This is a genomic window from Ruegeria sp. O4 (genome assembly GCF_056535125.1).
Window position 1 is genome coordinate 45,431 of record NZ_JBQERO010000002.1, and the last position, 18,889, is coordinate 64,319.

The 18,889-nt window shown below is 57.7% G+C and carries 23 protein-coding genes and 1 other RNA gene; 13 read left to right on the plus strand and 11 right to left on the minus strand.

The window, feature by feature from the left end; all coding sequences use genetic code 11:
* Positions 1-17: 17 nt before the first annotated feature.
* Together ACR0J7_RS04415 and ACR0J7_RS04420 are read right to left on the minus strand one after the other, a co-directional pair.
* Positions 18-989 (minus strand): adenylate/guanylate cyclase domain-containing protein, encoded by a 972-nt coding sequence (locus ACR0J7_RS04415; RefSeq protein ID WP_480831471.1) that lies wholly within the window; start codon positions 987-989, stop codon positions 18-20.
* Positions 990-996: 7 nt separating this feature from the next.
* Positions 997-1,689 carry a metal-dependent hydrolase gene (locus tag ACR0J7_RS04420; protein WP_480913412.1) on the minus strand — a complete coding sequence of 231 codons (693 nt, stop codon included), beginning with the start codon at positions 1,687-1,689 and terminating at the stop codon, positions 997-999.
* Between the two features lie 59 nt (positions 1,690-1,748).
* Here ACR0J7_RS04420 and ACR0J7_RS04425 point away from each other — a divergent pair, with 59 nt between their 5' ends.
* Complete coding sequence (locus ACR0J7_RS04425; protein WP_480773144.1) at positions 1,749-2,420, plus strand: ceramidase domain-containing protein; 672 nt, start codon at positions 1,749-1,751, stop codon at positions 2,418-2,420.
* A 75-nt stretch (positions 2,421-2,495) separates the two neighbouring features.
* On the opposite strand, the gene ACR0J7_RS04430 is transcribed toward ACR0J7_RS04425, so the two are convergent.
* Together ACR0J7_RS04430 and ACR0J7_RS04435 are read right to left on the minus strand one after the other, a co-directional pair.
* A complete protein-coding gene (locus ACR0J7_RS04430; protein WP_480557663.1) occupies positions 2,496-3,059 on the minus strand; it encodes a DUF4202 domain-containing protein in 564 nt (187 codons plus the stop codon).
* A gap of 157 nt (positions 3,060-3,216) precedes the next feature.
* The gene (locus ACR0J7_RS04435; protein ID WP_209504628.1) at positions 3,217-3,375 is read right to left on the minus strand and encodes a hypothetical protein; all 159 of its coding nucleotides are present in this window, start codon (positions 3,373-3,375) and stop codon (positions 3,217-3,219) included.
* 228 nt (positions 3,376-3,603) lie between these two features.
* Between ACR0J7_RS04435 and gatC the strand changes: the two genes are divergently transcribed.
* From gatC to rnpB, 5 genes are all read left to right on the plus strand, one after another.
* Complete coding sequence (gatC, locus tag ACR0J7_RS04440) at positions 3,604-3,891, plus strand: Asp-tRNA(Asn)/Glu-tRNA(Gln) amidotransferase subunit GatC (protein ID WP_267365979.1); 288 nt, start codon at positions 3,604-3,606, stop codon at positions 3,889-3,891.
* Between the two features lie 3 nt (positions 3,892-3,894).
* Positions 3,895-5,382: an Asp-tRNA(Asn)/Glu-tRNA(Gln) amidotransferase subunit GatA gene (gene gatA / locus ACR0J7_RS04445; protein WP_480913414.1), complete on the plus strand. Its 1,488-nt coding sequence runs from the start codon at positions 3,895-3,897 to the stop codon at positions 5,380-5,382.
* A gap of 39 nt (positions 5,383-5,421) precedes the next feature.
* Positions 5,422-6,126 (plus strand): hypothetical protein, encoded by a 705-nt coding sequence (locus ACR0J7_RS04450; RefSeq protein ID WP_480913416.1) that lies wholly within the window; start codon positions 5,422-5,424, stop codon positions 6,124-6,126.
* Between the two features lie 55 nt (positions 6,127-6,181).
* Complete coding sequence (locus ACR0J7_RS04455) at positions 6,182-6,796, plus strand: N-acetylmuramoyl-L-alanine amidase (protein ID WP_480482346.1); 615 nt, start codon at positions 6,182-6,184, stop codon at positions 6,794-6,796.
* A gap of 124 nt (positions 6,797-6,920) precedes the next feature.
* Positions 6,921-7,318: RNase P RNA component class A (rnpB, locus tag ACR0J7_RS04460), an RNA gene on the plus strand.
* Between the two features lie 6 nt (positions 7,319-7,324).
* Here the strand turns inward: rnpB and ACR0J7_RS04465 are convergent.
* The 3 genes from ACR0J7_RS04465 to ACR0J7_RS04475 all read right to left on the minus strand — a co-directional run bounded on the left by ACR0J7_RS04465 (position 7,325) and on the right by ACR0J7_RS04475 (position 9,216).
* Complete coding sequence (locus ACR0J7_RS04465) at positions 7,325-7,657, minus strand: GYD domain-containing protein (protein ID WP_209504623.1); 333 nt, start codon at positions 7,655-7,657, stop codon at positions 7,325-7,327.
* A gap of 66 nt (positions 7,658-7,723) precedes the next feature.
* Complete coding sequence (locus tag ACR0J7_RS04470; protein WP_480773146.1) at positions 7,724-8,566, minus strand: DUF2182 domain-containing protein; 843 nt, start codon at positions 8,564-8,566, stop codon at positions 7,724-7,726.
* Positions 8,567-8,580: 14 nt separating this feature from the next.
* Entirely contained in the window at positions 8,581-9,216 is a 636-nt protein-coding gene (locus ACR0J7_RS04475) for a DUF1326 domain-containing protein (protein WP_480482006.1), read from the minus strand.
* A gap of 278 nt (positions 9,217-9,494) precedes the next feature.
* On the opposite strand from ACR0J7_RS04475, the gene ACR0J7_RS04480 reads away from it, so the two are divergent.
* From ACR0J7_RS04480 to ACR0J7_RS04490, 3 genes are all read left to right on the plus strand, one after another.
* Entirely contained in the window at positions 9,495-10,211 is a 717-nt protein-coding gene (locus ACR0J7_RS04480; protein ID WP_480913418.1) for a DUF533 domain-containing protein, read from the plus strand.
* 127 nt (positions 10,212-10,338) lie between these two features.
* Complete coding sequence (gene rpmG / locus ACR0J7_RS04485) at positions 10,339-10,506, plus strand: 50S ribosomal protein L33 (RefSeq protein WP_037309480.1); 168 nt, start codon at positions 10,339-10,341, stop codon at positions 10,504-10,506.
* 216 nt (positions 10,507-10,722) lie between these two features.
* The gene (locus tag ACR0J7_RS04490; protein WP_209504619.1) at positions 10,723-11,229 is read left to right on the plus strand and encodes a hypothetical protein; all 507 of its coding nucleotides are present in this window, start codon (positions 10,723-10,725) and stop codon (positions 11,227-11,229) included.
* Positions 11,230-11,414: 185 nt separating this feature from the next.
* Here the strand turns inward: ACR0J7_RS04490 and ACR0J7_RS04495 are convergent, their stop codons facing one another.
* Entirely contained in the window at positions 11,415-12,191 is a 777-nt protein-coding gene (locus ACR0J7_RS04495) for a Bax inhibitor-1/YccA family protein (protein WP_209504618.1), read from the minus strand.
* 183 nt (positions 12,192-12,374) lie between these two features.
* The gene (locus tag ACR0J7_RS04500) at positions 12,375-12,584 is read right to left on the minus strand and encodes a DUF1127 domain-containing protein (RefSeq protein ID WP_480899136.1); all 210 of its coding nucleotides are present in this window, start codon (positions 12,582-12,584) and stop codon (positions 12,375-12,377) included.
* A gap of 127 nt (positions 12,585-12,711) precedes the next feature.
* On the opposite strand from ACR0J7_RS04500, the gene ACR0J7_RS04505 reads away from it, so the two are divergent.
* Entirely contained in the window at positions 12,712-13,593 is an 882-nt protein-coding gene (locus ACR0J7_RS04505) for a LysR family transcriptional regulator (protein ID WP_209597892.1), read from the plus strand.
* 6 nt (positions 13,594-13,599) lie between these two features.
* Here ACR0J7_RS04505 and ACR0J7_RS04510 read toward each other — a convergent pair whose 3' ends face one another.
* Positions 13,600-14,556 (minus strand): NADPH:quinone oxidoreductase family protein, encoded by a 957-nt coding sequence (locus tag ACR0J7_RS04510; RefSeq protein ID WP_480913419.1) that lies wholly within the window; start codon positions 14,554-14,556, stop codon positions 13,600-13,602.
* 340 nt (positions 14,557-14,896) lie between these two features.
* Between ACR0J7_RS04510 and ACR0J7_RS04515 the strand changes: the two genes are divergently transcribed.
* From ACR0J7_RS04515 to ACR0J7_RS04525, 3 genes are all read left to right on the plus strand, one after another.
* Positions 14,897-15,268 (plus strand): helix-turn-helix domain-containing protein, encoded by a 372-nt coding sequence (locus ACR0J7_RS04515; protein ID WP_267365354.1) that lies wholly within the window; start codon positions 14,897-14,899, stop codon positions 15,266-15,268.
* Between the two features lie 45 nt (positions 15,269-15,313).
* Positions 15,314-16,105 (plus strand): histidinol-phosphatase, encoded by a 792-nt coding sequence (gene hisN, locus ACR0J7_RS04520; RefSeq protein WP_480545776.1) that lies wholly within the window; start codon positions 15,314-15,316, stop codon positions 16,103-16,105.
* A gap of 114 nt (positions 16,106-16,219) precedes the next feature.
* Entirely contained in the window at positions 16,220-17,554 is a 1,335-nt protein-coding gene (locus ACR0J7_RS04525) for an 8-oxoguanine deaminase (RefSeq protein ID WP_480869742.1), read from the plus strand.
* Here the strand turns inward: ACR0J7_RS04525 and guaD are convergent.
* Positions 17,551-18,837: a guanine deaminase gene (gene guaD, locus ACR0J7_RS04530; RefSeq protein WP_480773152.1), complete on the minus strand. Its 1,287-nt coding sequence runs from the start codon at positions 18,835-18,837 to the stop codon at positions 17,551-17,553. The two genes, ACR0J7_RS04525 and guaD, sit on opposite strands and share 4 nt — an antisense overlap.
* Positions 18,838-18,889 lie beyond the last annotated feature (52 nt).

Sequence of the window (18,889 nt, forward strand, 5' to 3'; positions counted from 1 at the left end):
TGACAGGACGGCCACTGTCAGTTCCAGTCCAGGCGATACACTGTCTGCTGCCCGCCGAACCCTTTCAGTGCAACCGATTTTGGCGAACTGAACCTCAGACCGCCCTCCGGGTTGACCAGCAATCTGGTCACGTCGGTGACATGAATTTCATTCGGGCCACTTACGTCTGTCACGCGCGCCGCCTTATTGACGACGGACCCGAAGAAATCCTCATCTTTCTGTATGACGTCGCCGGTATGAATTCCAATCCGCAGACCCAGAGGTGTTTCGGAATTTGCCAATGCGTTCTTTCTTTGCAGCTCGATTGCTGCCTGAATCGCATCCTGGACCGTCGGGAAGATCGACATCGTGCCATCCCCAAGGGATTTGACCAGTCGTCCCTGATGGGCTTGGATAAGGTGTTCAGCCAGATCAAAATGACCGGAAATAAGCTGGGCCCATTTTTTGTCACCCAAGTGCCGGGTGATATCTGACGACCCGACAATGTCAGTGAACATGACCGAAGCGGTTCCCTCGGTCTGATCCTGTGTGAACTCCTGTTTTGCGGCTTCGATCAGTGCATTCAACACCGAATGCTCGATGCCGATCTTTTCCATGTTCGAGGTCGGGTTAGACACATGCAGCTGCACCATTTTCCAGACGCCGTCTTCCAGATGCAGAACAAATGTAAAGCGGTGCCAGGCTGAATTGCCGTTCGAATGAAAGGTCAGCGTCGCTTCGCAAAATGCCCAGCCTACATCCCCACATTCAAAGGCTTCCAGCGAATGTTCCTGCCAGTCATAGTCCGGGATTTCGTTGGTGTGATCGGCGAAGCCACGCCGAAACACCTGCCCGGACCATGCCTCTTCATCCGCCGAGCCCTGATACCGCAGGTGTTCCGAGGATGACAGCATGTTGACCAGCACAGCCCGATCCTTGTCATGAACGGCTTGATTCCATCGCCGTACAACTGCGATCAGTTCCGGTGAAGGGACAATGTCGCTGGTCATATCATCCCTACAGCTTTATCGCCTGCATAACCTGCGGTTCGATGACGTCTACACCCGGCAAAGCACCTTCCAGAGCCTGAGCGGATTGCTCAAGAATCGGGAAGGTCTTGTAGTGGCAGGGAATTACCGTCTTGAAGTTGAAGTATCTTTTGGCGGCGTAGGCGGCAGCTTTCATATCCATGGTGAAATGCCCGCCCGCTGACAGGATGCCAATATCGGGTTTGTAGTAATCCCCCAACCAGTCCATGTCGGCCATGATGTCGGTATCACCTGAAACATAAAGCATGCGCCCCTCGGCACTGATCATAAAGCCGACCTCGCTGCCGCCCGTGCGCAGGCCGTCCGGTGTCGAAAAGGTCGAGCTGTGAGAGGCCGGGACCATTGTTACCATGACCCCGTTCAGGTTGACCGTGCCGCCCTTGTTGAAACCAATGGTCTCGATGCTTTCGGCTTCGGCCCAGTACCCCATCAGGTCATATTGTCCCACAACCGGAATCTTCAGGTGTTTGGCCAAAGGCAGAACGTCGACGACATGGTCAAAATGCGTATGGGTCAGAAGGATGTGGGTGGCGCCACCAACGGCGGCGTCATGCTGTTCCTCGGGCAAGACCGGGTTGCCGGTCAGCCAGGGGTCGATTAGCAGCACCTGTCCCTGGGTTTCGATACGGAAACTTCCATGGCCCAACCAGATAATGTTCATAATTATTTCCTCCCAATCATTCTGTTGGCGGCAGCCTAACATCGGATAAGTAAATTTCCATGGATTGGTTTCGTGAAATAGACGGGTACTGCGAGCGGCTGTCTCCAGCCTACTGGGCCGAGCCCGTTAACGCGGTCACAAACGCTGCTTTTCTGATTTGCGCATGGGTCATGTGGAGGCGCGTGCGCAATCAGAACATGCCGCTGGCCAAGGTTTTGGTGGCGCTTCTGGCGATCGTCGGGTTTGGCAGTTACCTGTTCCACACGCATGCGCAGGTATGGGCGGCTTTGGCGGATGTCGCGCCCATACTGTTGTTCATATTGGTCTATGTTTTTGCGGTGAATAAAGACATCTGGAGGATGCCTTTGGGGGTGGCGTTCGGGGGAATGCTTCTTTTTCTTCCCTATGCGACGGCTGCTGTCCCACTGTTCCAACATGTTCCGGGGCTTGGAGGGTCGGCGGTTTATGCGCCAGTCCCTTTGCTGATCCTGATCTATGCTGTTCTTTTGCGCGGCCGTGATCCGATTCTGGCCAAAGGAATGACAATCGGGGCGTTGATCCTGATCCTGTCGATAACTTTCCGTGCCCTCGATATGCGTTTCTGCGGCCAATGGCCGGTGGGGACACATTTCATGTGGCATCTCCTGAATGCCATTTTGCTGGGCTGGATGATCGAAGTGTATCGAGCGGCCCTCATCAGGGGCCGCGTCACCCAAACTCGTGGATCATGAGCATATGGCGCGGAGGCCTGTCGTTACCAACCTTAAGACTTATTATTCGGTCGATGAAACGGCGTTGGCCTTTTCTCAGTCTTGAAAGGCTGCGGCCAGATGATCCGGCAGGTCGAATTCGCTTATAACCCGTGCGCGGCCCTCGGGCGACATCTTGCGGGCAGTCTTTTCAACAATGCTCTGGATTTTCTCGGCTGAGTGTTTCGCCGCAAAGGGTTGGAAATACCATTTCAGAAACACAAAGCAGATCACATCTTCCAGCGCCTGCACCTCTGCATCGCGTTTGATGCCTTGCTTGCGCAACATGCGACCCGCGGCTTCGGCCTGCTCAGTGTCATAGCCTTCTTGGGTCATCAAACTCATCACCACGTCCGCGTGGTGTACACCTTGCGCCTTGCGCCAGGCCAGATAACCCGCCCGACCTTCCGGGAATTCATTGCGGGCAAGTTTCCACCGCTCCACATGTTGACCACGCGCCGCAATCTGCAAGGCGTCGGACGCGCCCGGAAACAGGCGGTCAAGCTCTGCGCTCATGCGCTCGCCGTAAAGCTGCGCTTCGGGGCGGCCATCATCGCGGTTGGGGTCATTTGCATTCGCCGCATCGATGGCATCCAGGACCGCTTGTTTTTGCGTGTTCATCAGCTGCTCCACTTGCTTGTCAGAACCGCAAGTGCCTTATGCAGTTCCCTTTTGGTATTTGCAGCAATGCTAACGACTCGCTTTGGGCTGTGCACCCTCGAATATGCTTTTTGGCCGGGTCGGAGAGGGGAAATCCGACCCAGCCGGAACCTGCGCATCACTTTGCAGGTTTAACCTTGTCCTGAGTGACCGGTTCCGTCACGGGCGAGGGGAAGGTCAAAGTGCGTGTCAGGTTGCTTGTGTCGATACCCAAGGCCATGGCCGGTGCGGCCAAAAAGGTGGCGGACAAGACTGCGGCAATCATCAGGGGTTTCATGTTTTTCTCCGGTTTGCGTTGTGTCGCACAACTAGAAATGAACAGTACAGTTCAGTTTTCAAGGACAATATTGAACTAATTAGTTTACTTTTTTGCATACCACTCATTCAGTTTTGAATGGCGGGTGTCATGCGGTGGATCTCAAACTCGGGACGGCCCATGGCGCAGCGGTCTTGCGACTGCCGCAACAGACAGGTAAACGCCCCATAACGTAGATGAGGGAAGCCGATGTCGATTGACCAAAGCACCGCCGCCAAAGTGGCCAAACTGGCCCGGATCAAGGTCGAGGATGACGCGCTGCCGGCGCTGGCATCCGAGTTCAACACAATCCTCGGGTTCATCGAACAGCTGAACGAAGTGGATGTCGAAGGTGTCGAGCCGATGGTCTCGGTCACGCCGATGCGGCTGAAACGCCGTAAGGACGAGGTAACCGACGGCAACCAGCAGGGCAAGGTGCTGGCCAACGCCCCTGACGCCCGCGAAGGGTTCTTCGCAGTTCCCAAAGTGGTGGAGTAAGACATGAGCGAGCTGAACAAACTGGGTCTGGCCGAGGCGCGCGATGCGCTGCGCTCAGGTGACGTCACTTCTGTCGAGCTGACCGACGCCTGCCTGAAAGCCATTGACGAGGCAGATGCGCTGAACGCCATTGTCCACAAGACACCCGAACTTGCAATGGAGCGCGCCAAGGCTGCGGATGAGCGGATCCAGCGTGGCGACGCACCGTCGATGTGTGGCCTGCCGATCGGCATCAAGGATCTGTTTTGCACCAAGGGTGTGCCCTCGCAGGCGGCGTCGAAAATCCTGGAAGGGTTCAAGCCGGAATACGAATCCACCGTTTCTCAGCAACTGGCCGACGCAGGCGCGGTGATGCTGGGAAAACTGAACATGGACGAATTCGCCATGGGATCGTCCAATGAAACATCGACCTATGGCAATGCGGTCAGCCCGTGGCGCCGTGGCAACGATGATGCGCAACTGACACCGGGCGGCTCGTCTGGCGGGTCTGCGTCTGCCGTGGCTGCTGATTTGTGCCTGGCTGCGACAGGTACCGACACCGGAGGCTCGATCCGCCAGCCTGCGGCCTTCGTTGGCATCACGGGCATCAAACCCACCTATGGTCGTTGCTCGCGGTGGGGTATCGTCGCCTTTGCGTCCTCGCTGGATCAGGCAGGACCAATGACCAAGAACGTGCGTGATGCAGCGATCATGCTGGAAACCATGTGCGGACATGACCCCAAGGATTCGACCAGTGCCGAACTGGCGGTCCCGAATTTCGAGGCCATGCTGACCGGTGACATCAAGGGCAAGAAGATCGGTATCCCGAAAGAGTACCGTATGGACGGTATGCCCGCCGAGATCGAAAAACTCTGGGCCGATGGCGCAGCGATGCTGAAAGCCGCGGGGGCCGAGATTGTCGACATCTCGCTTCCGCACACCAAATACGCGCTGCCCGCCTATTACGTGATTGCTCCGGCCGAGGCATCTTCGAACCTCGCCCGCTATGACGGTGTTCGCTATGGTCGCCGTGCACAGCTCGCGCAGGGCGATGGCATCACCGAGATGTACGAAAAGACCCGCGCCGAAGGTTTTGGCCCCGAGGTGCAGCGCCGCGTGATGGTCGGCACATATGTGCTGTCCGCAGGTTTCTATGACGCCTATTACAATCGCGCGCGCCGGGTCCGGACCCTGATCAAGAAAGACTTCGAAGACGTGTTCGCCGCAGGCATCGATGCCATTCTGACACCGGCAACCCCTTCGGCGGCTTTCGGTCTGGGGGAAATGACCGAGGCGGACCCTGTTCAAATGTATTTGAACGACGTCTTTACGGTTACCGTGAACCTCGCTGGCTTGCCCGGTATCTCGGTCCCCGCAGGGCTGGATGCACAAGGTCTTCCCTTGGGGTTGCAGCTGATCGGGCGCCCGTGGGAAGAAGGTGACTTGCTCAACACCGCTTATGCGCTGGAAACCGCAGCCGGTTTTGTGGCCAAGCCCGGCAAATGGTGGTAAGCCTTCGGGCAAGTGAATTACTGAAGACGGAGCCAAACAATGCGTGTTTTGCTTTTGGTCCCGGCCCTGACACTGGCTGCGGCCTGCACCAATGTCGCGCCGTTGACCAGCACGGGTTTCAACACGCCTGAATATCAGGCGCAGCGCGAGGCTCAATTGGCGGGCCAGGGCGGGGCGGTCAATCCGCTGCTGGCTCCGGTCGATGTTTCCCAGCAACCACTGGGCACACCGGGATCATCGACCTTTGCAACAGGTGAGAATGCGGACATCGCCAACCAGACCGCCGCAGCGTTGGCCAGCACGTCCGGGCAATCCTCGGTCTCCGCGTCGCCGTCTTCCGGCTCCAACAGCAGCGCAATCTCTGACGAGCAGGACTTCGCAGCCGTGTCCGAGAGGCGCAGCATCCAATCCGATGCCGCCCGGATTGAGCAAAACCGCCAGACCTACGAAGTCGTCGCGCCAACCGCCGTGCCTGAGCGGACGGCGAGCGGCCAACCGAATATCGTACAATATGCGCTGAGCACCTCCAATCCGGTGGGCACGCAACTCTACAGCCGTTCCGGTTTCAACCTGCAAGCCAAGTCACAGCGGAACTGCGCGCAATTCCCGTCACCGGATCAGGCTCAGATCGAATTCCTGTCCAATGGCGGTCCGCAACGTGACCGCAAGGGTCTGGACCCGGATGGCGACGGCTATGCCTGTGGCTGGGACCCCAGCCCGTTCCGCAGTGCCGTTAACAACTGACGCCTTAACGCCGATCTGGCATCCGTCTCCGAATTTCGGCAAGCGCCGGGGCGGGATGGTGCCATCCTTGATCGTGATCCACTATACGGCCATGGACGGTGCGCAGGCGGCTCTGGATCGCCTATGCGACCCGGCTTCCGAAGTTTCGGCTCATTACCTGATCGGGGGTGATGGCACCCTGTGGCAAATGGTGCGTGAAGAAGATCGCGCCTGGCATGCCGGCGCAGGGGAATGGGACGGCAAGGACGACATCAACTCGCGCTCGGTTGGGATTGAACTGGATAACACCGGCAAACATCCGTTCTCGCAGCCGCAAATGGCGGTGCTGGAACAGTTGTTGCCCCTGATCATGACCCGCTGGTCCATTGCGTCGTCCGGGGTCATTGGGCATTCCGATATGGCGCCCGGCCGTAAATGCGATCCTGGGCCGCGCTTCGACTGGAACAGGCTCGAAAAGCAAGCGCTGGCCAAACCGCGCGGCACAGGAGTTGATCCGATGTCACCCGATGCAGAAGCATTTCGCGCCTCTGCTCGGATGGCAGGTTTCACCGCCCCCGTGGACGATGCAAAACTGCTGGCCGCTGTCCGGTTGCGATTTCGCCCCTGGGCGAAAGGTCCGCTGGACATGGCGGATATGAATGCGGTCACCCCGTCGGACACAACAACCTGATCCGCTCTTCATCTGGCCAAAAATATCCCGGGGTTGAATTGGCCGCAGGCCAAGAAGGGGCTGGCCCCTTCTCGGGCCTGTCAGCTCTTGACGCCGCAGACCGCAAAGCTTACCCAGCCCGGGCGCGGAGGGCCGGATGGCCGCTGGGGCGTATGCCCGAGAGGAAAGTCCGGACTCCACAAGACAACGGTGCCGGGTAACGCCCGGGCGGGGCAACCCGACGGAAAGCGCCACAGAAATCAGACCGCCCAGAGCCTCGGCCGCGGGTAAGGGTGAAACGGTGGGGTAAGAGCCCACCGCGCCGCTGGCAACAGTGGCGGCACGGCAAGCCCCACCGGGAGCAATGCCAAATAGGGTCCCCGCGCGGGCCGGTCGGCGCAAGCCGATACCGCCGCTAAGCGCGTCTTGGCCGAGAGGGACCGGGTTGGCAGCTTGAGCCGTGCAGCAATGCACGGCCTAGAGGAATGGTCATCGAAGGGGGCAACCCCGGAACAAGATCCGGCTTACAGGCCCTCCGCGCGTATCTACTTATCCTCCGGGCGGCGTGTAGGTCCCCGCCAATCTTGCGGCTTTCTCAGTGACCGAAACGAACTCGTCCGCAGTCCAGGCCCGAACCGTTTCTATGTTCGTGACCGCACCCGATGCCGCGACCGCCATGCCGACCGCCACAGCATCTGTTCCGTCCGGCGCTTCGCTGATCACGACCACGTCGTTGCTGCCGGTTGTCATGTAGAAGGATAGCAGTCGACCGCCGACTTTCTCCAGCAATGCTTTCACTGGGCCGGTACGGTTCTCGGGCTTTTGCAGCATGCCTTTGACACCAGCTTGCGAATAAGTTGCGTAGGTAATGAAAACAGGCATTGGTACCTCCTTTTTAACGAGAAATCACAGGGCCTTTCAGTCAGCCGCCCCGGGGGCCGTCTTGCGTCAGATACCGGAGATCAACGGTGCCGCGATGTGCCAAAGACCTGCTCCGATAAGCGCCACACCTGACACCGGCGCCAGCCACCGGGCTGTCGGCAGAAGCTTTTCCAGCGCGACATAGGCGGCAATGCCAACGATCCAGTAGAGGTTCATGATCCCTCCGACGAACAGCAGCAGCATCAACGCCCAGCAGCATCCCAGGCAATACGTGCCGTGCAGGGCTCCGGTTCTGAGCGCGCCGAAGGGTCCGGGCCGGTTGTGACCGGCCAGAAACCTTGCGGGGCTTTGGCAGTAACGAAGGCACGCATTCTTCAAACTTGAAAACTGATAGAACCCGGCAGCCAGCAGAACACTTCCCGCGAAAGGGCCAGAGCGGATTGTCATCATCGGCCCGCTCGACAGCCCGATATGTTCCAGTCCCCACTGCAATGCCGTTGCAGTCAGGCTGAACGCACCCCAGGTCACCAGATAGCCCAACAGGAAACACAGGCTGAACGTTGCGGCGCGGTCTTTCTCAGGGCCCATGCGCTTTGTCGCTGCAAACAAAAGCACGGCTGGCGCGGCACTTGGGGTCATCATGGCAATCATCATGATCCACCACATCAGGAAGATGAGCAGAGTGTAACCGAAGCTCCAGGCGGTTGCGGAACCCATCTGCATGGGCTCCCCAACCGGCCCTGCCATGCGGGTCATTTCGACCGCAGACATTTTCATCCCGACGCCGGCAACTGTGTACCAGGTGGCAGCAAGAATGATCAGAAGGACGCTGCCCAACACGATTGCATTGTCCTGCTTCAACAGCCGCTCAATCGCCCCGGCAGGGGCTGTCGCACTCTGTCTGGTCATGAAAGAGTCTCCGGCTACGCGCCCAGAACACCGTGACCCGAGAGGTTCAGATGTGCGAGATGGGCGTGCGTGGCATCAAAGGTAAGGCTGATTTCGCCGCCCGTTGTTTTGGCCGACCCCGAGGCAGCCTCTGCGTGGCGGTACTCAAAGCCGTTCGGCAACTGGATCGATGCCCTGTGCGCGGCGCCCGATACGATATGTGGAATCGGGCTGACCTCGACGTCGAAGACCCCCGGAACATTGGCGTAGCCGCTACGATCATCGCGGTTCCAGTTCAATTCGATTGGGACAAAAAGCGTATCATATTTCGTCGGGGCCATCGCACTGTAAACGTACCACATGGTCGCCATTTCATCGGTGTCTTCGCCGGTCATGATGGCCTGCAATGCTGCGCGCTGTTCGGCTGTAGCACTTTCGTCAATGATCAGTTGCATCTGACCATTGCCTTCGTGGATCGGTCCCGGCCAGTGATAAACACCTGCTGCCCGCAAACCGGCCAGATCAGTATCGCCATAATGCCCGCTTTCGATGTCGAAAACGACAACAGCCTCGCAATTTCCGTGTGATGGAAGAACGCTGAATTGGCAGGGACAGCCGAAATTGCAATTACAATTGGCCAGTTCTTCGCCCTGAATAACCCATTCTGTCATGATAGCCCCCCAAGAAAAGCTGCGTAAAACAACACTGCTCCGCGCGGGCATTACCTGTTCACACTGCCTTGGTCGTCGAGCCTGAAGTTGGCCTCTTGGACGTATCAGTTGCGGCAAACCTATCACGATATCGTGATATGTACAAACTTACTCACTGTCTTTTGGTCCTCATCGGCTTGGAAATTCAGTCCGGAATCCCGTGGGGGTTGAACGTGGTATTCGCCTTTGCATTCCTTTGATAGAACTGGGGCGTATTTTGAAAAACCGGGAGGATTGTCATGAGCTTTATGAAGACACTTGCGTCCGTTGCAGTTGGTTTCGCGGCTGCGAAGGGGATGGAGAAATACCAGAAAATGGGCGGAATGGCTGGCTTGCAGGACATGATGCAAGGCGCAGGCGGCGGCCTTGGTATGGATCAGCTTGGCAAAATGGCCGAACAGTTCGGCCTTCCCGGAGGTGCGACAGGCCTTCAGGACATGATGGGTAAGATGGGGCTGGGTGGCAGTGCCGCAGGTGCCGCAGGTGCCGCCGGTCTTGGCGGGCTTTTGAATGCGATACAGGGGGCGGCCAGAACTGGCAGCCAGCAGACCACCGACATGATGGAGACGGTGTTTGGCGGAACACCAGCCGGGGCTGCCATGGAAGCTCAGGCCAAGCTCATGTTGCGGGCGATGATCCAGGCGGCAAAGGCAGACGGCGAGCTGGACGAGCACGAGAAAGAAACGATCCTCGGAGAGTTGGGCGATGACATCAGTGACGAGGAACGCGCATTCGTGCAGGAACAACTGAACGCACCTGTCGACGTCATGGGTCTGGCAGCTGATTCTGGGGCACCGCTCAGAACGCAGATTTATGCGACATCTCTGGCGGCAATACGGTTGGACAATGATCGTGAGGCCGCATATTTGCGGCAATTGTCCACTGCGCTGGGTCTTTCGGACAGTGAAAGAGACCAGATTCACAGCTATATGGGTGCGCCAACGTTACCGGGTTAAATCTGTGCCCGATTCCTGGGCTGGGATCGTCCGATTGGCCTTGACATGCACAGCGTAGCGCGTAAAAGCGCACGCTCATAGGAATTCAACCGAAAGGCCCCTGCCTTTCCGGACGCAGGAGATAACCATGGCGAAGCCGACGACAATCAAGATCCGTCTGAACTCGACCGCGGGCACGGGCCACTTCTACGTGACCAAAAAGAACGCACGCACCATGACCGAGAAAATGACCATTCGTAAATACGATCCGGTCGTTCGGAAGCATGTCGAGTACAAGGAAGGCAAGATCAAGTAATCTTTCCGTTCCATTTGGACTTTCCAAAAAGGCTCTGCTTGGCAGAGCCTTTTTTTGTGCTGAATTCCGGTGCTTGGTCGCCAATTACGTCAACATGCCCATCTGGGGCCGTTGCAGGAGCGCATCAGCCACCGATGCAATCGCATTGGCTGTGGCTTGCTTTTTGTGCCGACCTGCAAGTACGCTTGAGCAAACCGCCACAAAATGTTGACCGCCATGAAAAAAATCTTGTTATCCACAATAGCCGTTCTGACTTTGGCGGCTTGTGAAGACCCGTTCAACCGTGAAGGTGTCGGGTTTACCGGAATCGATGGCGAACCCCGCACGATTTCCGACGTTCCCGGAGCCGTCGCATTTCTGCCGCCTGAAACGAATGTCCCGGCTGAGCTGGCAGAACTTCAGACCGTTACTCTATTGGCTGATGAAGTGGACCCCTCCAAGGTGGCAGCCGTTGCTATCGATAATGGCGGGCGGACGCCGGACAATGCGGTCCAGCTACAGGGCAGCGATACGAACCTGTTCCTGAGCACCGTCAGTGTCAACGGAACCTTGTTTGGTGTCCTTCGCACGCCGACGAACAGCGTAAAGGTCGATAACTCGATCGGTGTTGGTTTTGCGCAAGAGGCCGAGCGTTTTACCGGGTGCCTGCCTGCTGGTGATGTGTTCCGCAAAGGCACGTCCGAGCGTAGTTCGGGCTTTGCGGTGCCGTTGAACTGCAGCTAAGTCTCATACCTTCTGATGTATCAAGCCCTCGCCGATCTGGTGGGGGCTTTTCTTATCTGGGTACGCGCGGACGCCGTAGCTTTGTCTGGAAGGACTTGTGCATCGGGCAAGCGCAATCATCAGTTGGTTCTAAACGAAAAAAGGCCGGTCTGATGACCGGCCTTTTCCCTTACATTGGTTTGCAATTACTCGCGGTTACCCAAGAATTGCAGCAGGAACATGAACAGGTTGATGAAGTCCAGGTACAGGTTCAACGCGCCCATGATAGCGGCCTTGCCCAGCCATTCCTGATCGCCACTATGGGCCATTTGCAGGTATGTGTTCTTGATATTCTGGGTGTCATAAGCAGTCAGGCCCGCGAAGATCAGAACGCCGATGGCCGAGATTGCAAAGGCAACCGCCGAAGATGCCAGAAAGATGTTCACAACCATCGCGACGATCAGGCCGATCAGGCCCATCATCAGGAAAGTGCCCATGGCGGACAAGTCTTTCTTGGTTGTGTAACCATACAGGGAAAGGCCTGCGAACGCGATTGCGGTGATCAGGAAGACCTGAATGACCGACTCACCGGTGAAAACAAGGAAGATCCAGCTGATCGAAACGCCCATCACCGCTGCAAAAACGTAGAACACCAGCTGTGCGGCGGCCGCCGACATACGGTTGATCCCGGCACTGAAGCCGAAGACAAACAGCAGGGGTGCAAACATGATGACCCAGCGCAGGGGCGATGCGTAAATGCTGTAGCCCAGCGATGTCAGATAGGTATCGGCATTCAACTGTGCCGCCGCGGCTGACGGATCGCTTGTGGTTGCCAGGCCCGCGATGGCCCAGGCTGCTGCGAATGTGATGAGCATGCCTACGGACATAGTGCCATAGACTTTGTTCATATGGGCGCGCAGGCCCTCATCAATCTCGGCAGCGCGCGCGCCGGCCGCCGTCCGGATCGTGTCGAATTGTGCCATCAAAGGGTCTCCCTTTACATAATTATGCAGCCCCCCGGCTGTGCGGGAAGCGTTCTAGGCAAATATCGGCAACTCAGGGCTGTGTTTCAAGTATTTACCGCGGAAAACCAACTAATTTACGCAACAAAAGTGGCGATCCGTAACAAGTGACCGCCACTCATGAACTAAAGATTTGTATTTGCATCATTTCTGCCAGAATTCCGGCGCGTCCCAGACGAAGCGTCTGGCTTCGGCATCGGCCTCTGATCTGGAGATTCCGATGTCCTGAAGGGCGCGATTATCAAGTCGCGCCAGCTGGTGGCGTTGACGCTTCAGGGAAACAGCATGCCTGATGATAGTGCTGAGTGATTGCTTTTTCTGCTTGCAGGGGCGATGAATGGCAATTTGGGTCATATTTATTGTCCTTTCGTCTCTTTTCGATGGTTTCGCTTGTCTTCATCAATTTCCTTGATTGATATGGGGGAGTATGACATATTTTGAAAACGAATATTTTTGATGAAACCCATAAGGAATTGTGAAGATGCGGAATCTGGACATCACAACCCTGCGCTCATTTGTTGCTGTGGCAGATCAGGGTGGGGTGACGCGCGCTGCAGGTTTCCTGCATCTGACGCAATCTGCGGTCTCGATGCAGTTGAAACGGCTGGAAGAGTTGCTTGGCCTGCAGTTGCTGGACCGCAGTGGCAGAACGATTGCCCTGACCGCGTCCGGTGAACAATTGCTGGCTTATGCGCGCCGCATGATCGCACTGAATGATGAGGTCATCTCGAAACTGACCGATCAGGCCTTTGAAGGTGAGGTGGTGTTGGGGGTTCCTCACGACATAGTTTACCCGGCCATCCCAAGGGTCCTGCAACGATTTAACGCGGATTTCCCGCGGGTCAGAGTTCAGCTGGTGTCGTCTTATTCCTTGCAGTTGAAAGAGATGTACCAACGCGGTGAATGTGACGTGATCCTGACCACGGAACCGTCGTCGGTGGATGGTGCGGAAACCATTGCAGAGCTGCCCTTGCGCTGGATAGGTGCACCGGGCGGGTCAGCCTGGCGCAAGCGTCCGCTACCTTTGGCACTTGGACGTCGCTGCTTGTTTCGACCACAGGTGATATCCGCGCTGGATGCAGCCGGTATTCCCTGGGAGTTGTCGGTGGAAACTGAAAACGACCGCACAATCGAGGCCACAGTCAGTGCTGATCTGGCAGTGTATGCGGCACTGGAAGGTACCGAAGCCGCACATCTTGAGCAGATCGAAGGCGGCGGTGCGCTACCGGACCTGCCTGCGCATATGATCAACCTGTATGGTGGCGAGCCGGGTCGAGACGCGGTTGTCGAAGCACTGGCGCAGTTGGTGCGTCAGAACTTCCGCCTGCTTGCGGGAACGCAACTGCGTGCCGTGGTGGGCTGATTGCGGTCAGGGGGTGATCACGATTTTGCCCGTCGATTTCCGCTCTTTCAGCAACCGCAGGCCCTGCGCGACCTCATCAAGAGGCAAGACGTGGCTTATGTGCGGATTGACACGGCCCTCGGCGTGCCAGCGGAAAAGGGTGCCAAAGCTTTCGCGCACGGCTTCCGGCCGGAACTTCAAATACCCGCCAATGTAAAAGCCGATCACGGTCAGGTTCTTGACCAGCAGATGATTGGCGGGGATTTGCGGAACATCTCCCCCGGCAAATCCGATGGGCAGCAGGCGGCCTTCGGGGTTGGTGGCGCGAAAGGCCGCCTTGAACACATCGCCGCCGATTGCGTCATAAACGACATCCGCGCCGCCAAGCGATCTGACCCGATCCCTCAGATCCTCTGAGGCATCAATCAGGTAGTCGGCCCCTGCGGCGCGTGCAACGGCCAGCTTTTCGAGGCCGCGGGCCTGTGCGATGACGGTGGCGCCCATGAGCTTGCCGATTTCAACTGCGGTCAGCCCGACACCGCCCGCTGCGCCGGTAACCAGAAGCGTCTCGCCGGGTTGCAGTCGGGCGCGGTGGTCAAGCGCCATGTGGCTGGTGCCATAGGCAATCTGGATCGCAGCGGCGTCTTCGAAACGGGTCGTGTCCGGCAGCGGGATCGCGCGATCGGCGTCGAAAACGCCATATTCTGCCAGACCGCCCTGACCGGAATAGACGGCGATCCGATCGCCCGGTTTCAGGGTGGACACACCTGGACCGATGGTATCCACGACACCGGCGATTTCCATACCCAAAGTAAACGGCGCAGGCGGTGTATCCTGATACGTGCCTTTCTGCATCAGCAGATCAGCGAAATTCAACCCGCAGGCTTTGATCGCAACCCGTACCTGACCCTCACCCGGCTCGGGTTTCGGTACATCGCACAGCTGGGCAACTGCCCCGTCAGATCTAATACAATAGGCCTTCATTTGGTTCCTCACGTGCTTGGGGCATAGGCACGTGAGCTGTGCGAGATGTCAATTCCTTATGCGCGGCGTCATGAAACGCCTGAAAATCTGTCGCATGTCCAGCCGGGCCACGCGAACAGCGGGCAGGGCATTTGACGCATACAACCACAGCCCTTGTGAGGGGGGATCGACTCAACCAGCTTGAAAAAAAATTCAAAACCGGCAATATTGGCAAGCAGTGCTGGTAACGGGGGACGGCACAGTCCGGATTTGGGGGCGGTTAAGGAAGCCCCTATTGGTATTGCGATCTCGGACGTCGCACGATCCCGTACAAATGTGTGTGTAGTAGAGGAGAATACCAATGACTCATCACGTCGATGTCCATGTGGGCAAGCGCGTTCGGCATCGCCGCTGGCTGATTGGGATGACCCAGCAACAATTGGCGCAGCAAGTTGGTATCAAGTTTCAGCAAATCCAGAAATATGAGACCGGAGCCAACCGAATCAGCGCGTCCCGCCTGTGGGACATTGCCGAGGCATTGGACGTACCGGTCAGCTTCTTCTTTGAAGGTCTGGAAGAGGCCCAGAAAAGCAGCGCGGAAAAGAAATCTGTTCCAGCCGATCTGATGGGCGATAAAGAAGCCCTGGATCTAGTTCGCTCTTACTACGCAATTCCGGAAAACCAGCGCCGCCGCCTGTTTGAACTTGCACGTGTCCTCAGCGACGTCGCCTGATCAGACCGGCTTGACTTTGTCAGGTAATGCCCGCACCAGAGTGCCATGCATCCGGCGAGTTTAAGCGACATTGAAATTGCAGAAGAAATGGCCGAAGCGGCACGCGCGGCCATTCTTCCTTTTTTCCGTCAGACCAATCTGGAAACTGCGAACAAGCTGACCGAAGGGTTTGACCCCGTCACCGTAGCGGATCGGGCCGCTGAAAAAGCCATGCGAGAGGTGCTGTCCCGATTGCGCCCTGAAGATGGCGTATTGGGTGAAGAATACGGTGCGCACAAGGGCAGCAGTGGCCGAACCTGGGTTCTGGACCCCATCGACGGCACGCGCGGGTTTATCAGTGGCACACCAACCTGGGGCGTTCTGATCGCGCTCAGCACAGCAGACGGGCCGATCATGGGGGTGATTGATCAGCCCTACATTGGCGAACGCTTTGTCGGATCGACAGCTGGTGCGCAGCTTACAGGGCCACAGGGGACCAGAAAGCTGCAAACACGGGGGACGAAATCTCTGGCGCAGGCGACGCTGTTCACCACTTTTCCTGAAGTCGGCACCCCGGATGACCGGGCCGGGTTTCAGGCCGTGTCGGAGCAGGTGCAACTGACTCGATATGGAATGGACTGCTACGCTTATGCCTTGTTGGCCGCAGGGCAAGCAGATCTGGTGATCGAAGCAGGGCTGAACTCATATGACATTCAGGCCCCTATCGCGGTTATTCAGGCGGCAGGCGGAATTGTGACCGATTGGCAAGGCGGCCCGGCGCATGAGGGCGGTCGAGCATTGGCCGCAGCCAACGCAGAAATACATGCAGAGGCACTTCAGATCCTGCGTCGGTTCTGAAACCTGTTGTCGCAGATCCCGATGGCGGGTACATAATACCCGGTCGGTTCTTGAGCCCGTTTTCCGCCGACCTTCGCACTCCTTGCAAGAGACGGGCAGATGCAGGAGCGCGACATGACAGAAATCCTACTCAAAAACGCTGATCTGATCCTGACGATGGACGAGTCCCGGCAGGAACTCCCCGCGGCGGACATTCTGATCCGCGACGGCCAGATCGCGGGGATCGGGCACGGATTGCAAACACAAGGCGAGGTTCACGATGTTTCGGGCTGTCTGGTGACACCCGGGTTAGTGAACACCCATCACCATCTTTACCAAACGTTGACCCGCGCGGTGCCGGGCGGGCAGGATGCATTGCTGTTCGGGTGGCTTCAGACACTCTATCCGATTTGGGCGAAGTTCGGACCAGACGAGATGTTCACCTCGGCCCAGATCGGTTTGGCAGAGCTGGCGCTGTCAGGCTGTACGCTCAGTTCTGATCACCTGTACCTCTATCCCAATGGTTCACGGCTGGAGGACACGATTGCTGCCGCATCCGAGTTGGGGATGCGATTTCACCCGACACGTGGCGCGATGAGCATTGGTGAAAGCGATGGCGGCCTGCCTCCGGACAGTCTGGTGGAAGAAGAAACTGCCATTCTGGACGACATGATCCGCGTCGTGGATGCATTTCACGATCCGTCAGAAGGGTCGATGTGCCGCGTAGGTCTTGCCCCGTGTTCACCGTTTTCCGTCAGCCGGGACCTGATGCGAGATGCAGCCCTTCTGGCACGGGACAAAGGCGTGATGTTGCATACACATCTGGCTGAAAACGATGAAGATATCGCCTATTCACAGGCTCAGTTCGGCTGTCGACCCGGTCAATACGCCGAAGATCTGAGTTGGACCGGCCCGGATGTCTGGCACGCTCATTGCGTCAAGCTGGACGGGGCCGAGATTGATCTGTTTTCGCGCACCAAAACTGGTGTCGCTCATTGCCCATGTTCGAACTGCCGTCTGGGATCAGGCATCGCGCCGGTGCGGGCGATGCGCGATGCGGGGGTAAAGGTAGGCCTCGGCGCTGATGGCTCGGCCAGTAATGACAACGGTAATCTGATGCTTGAGGCCCGGCAGGCGCTGCTGTTGCAACGGGTGGTCAATGGGGCGGATGCGATGTCGGCCCGCGAAGCATTGGAGATTGCAACCCGCGGCGGGGCCGATGTGCTGGGGCGTCCCGATTGCGGGCGGCTTATGCCGGGAAAACGCGCGGATGTCGCTGTCTGGGATATGCGCAGTATCGAATGCGCAGGCAGCTGGGACCCGGCAGCTCTGCTTCTGGCCGGTCCGATGCAAGTAAAGCACCTGTTTGTCGAAGGCCGCCAGATCGTGCGGGATGGGCATATCACGACGATTGACCTGCCCCGCGTGATTGAGCGTCAAAACAGTCTTGCCAAGGGGTTGCAGGCCTAAGCGGCCTGCCGCCCACCAATCCAGACCTCGGCCACAGCCCGATCATCACCCATCATGATGGTCGGGAAGATTGCCTCCCAAACATCGTTTGCACAAGCTTCGCGCTGGGCGATGGCCGGGGTCGAGGCGAGATCAATCACGACCAGATCCGCCTCCATTCCCGGAGCAATGTTGCCGATGCAATCATCCATCCGCAGGCTGCGCGCCGACCCGACTGTACCCAGCCACAGCAATTGCGCCGGATGCAGGGGGCGCCCACGCAACTGACCGATTTCATATGCGGCAGCCATGGTGCGAAGCATTGAAAAACTTGATCCGCCACCGGTATCCGTTGCCAAACCGATCCGGTGGCCATCGTGGATCAAGCCGTTCATGTCGAACAGACCCGACCCTATGAAGGTGTTCGAGGTGGGGCAGTGGATCAATGACGCATCAACCTCGCGCAGACGATCGCGTTCCCGGTCTTCCAGATGGATGACATGCCCATAAAGTCCGTTCTGCCCCAGCAGCCCGAACTTTTCGTAAGTGTCCAGATAGTCCCGCGCATCGGGGAACAGGGAGCGGACCCACTCGATTTCGTCTGTCTGCTCGCTCAGGTGTGTTTGCATCAGGCAATGGGGATGCTCCGCCCAAAGCGCGCCCATGGCCTCAAGCTGTTCAGGGGTGGACGTAGGTGAAAACCGGGGCGTGATGGCATAGGACAGGCGGTCGACACGGTGCCATTTCTCAAGCAGAGCGGCAGATTGGTCATAGGCGGTCTGGGCCGTGTCACGCAGACCTTCAGGCGCATTGCGATCCATGCAGGTCTTGCCCGCGACCACGCGCTGTCCCCGTTGTTGCGCGGCAGTGAAAAAGGCATCCACGCTTTCGGGGTGGATGGTGCAAAAACTGCACATCGTCGTTGTGCCATGGGCGGCAGTCAGATCCAGATAACGGTTGGCGATTTCAGAGGCGTATTCAGGATCACCAAACTTCATCTCTTCGGGGAAGGTGTAGGTGTTCAGCCAGTCGATCAACCGCTTACCCCAACTGGCAATCATGGCCGTCTGTGGGTAGTGCACATGCGGGTCAACGAAACCCGCAATGATCAGGTGATTGCCATGGTCCTTGATGACAGCATCAGGGTGACGCCGCATCAGCGCTTCAGACGCGCCGACATCAGCAACGCGCCCTTTGTCAATCACGACAGCTTCGTCCAGTCGGGTCGCTTCGGTTGGCTCTCCGTCAAAGGGTGAGCCTGTGAAACTCAGAACGCGCCCTTTCAAAAGCGTCTTTTGCGCCATTTGCCCTGTTCTCCACCTGTTTGGGACCGCGCTGTAGCATAGGCAGACGAAA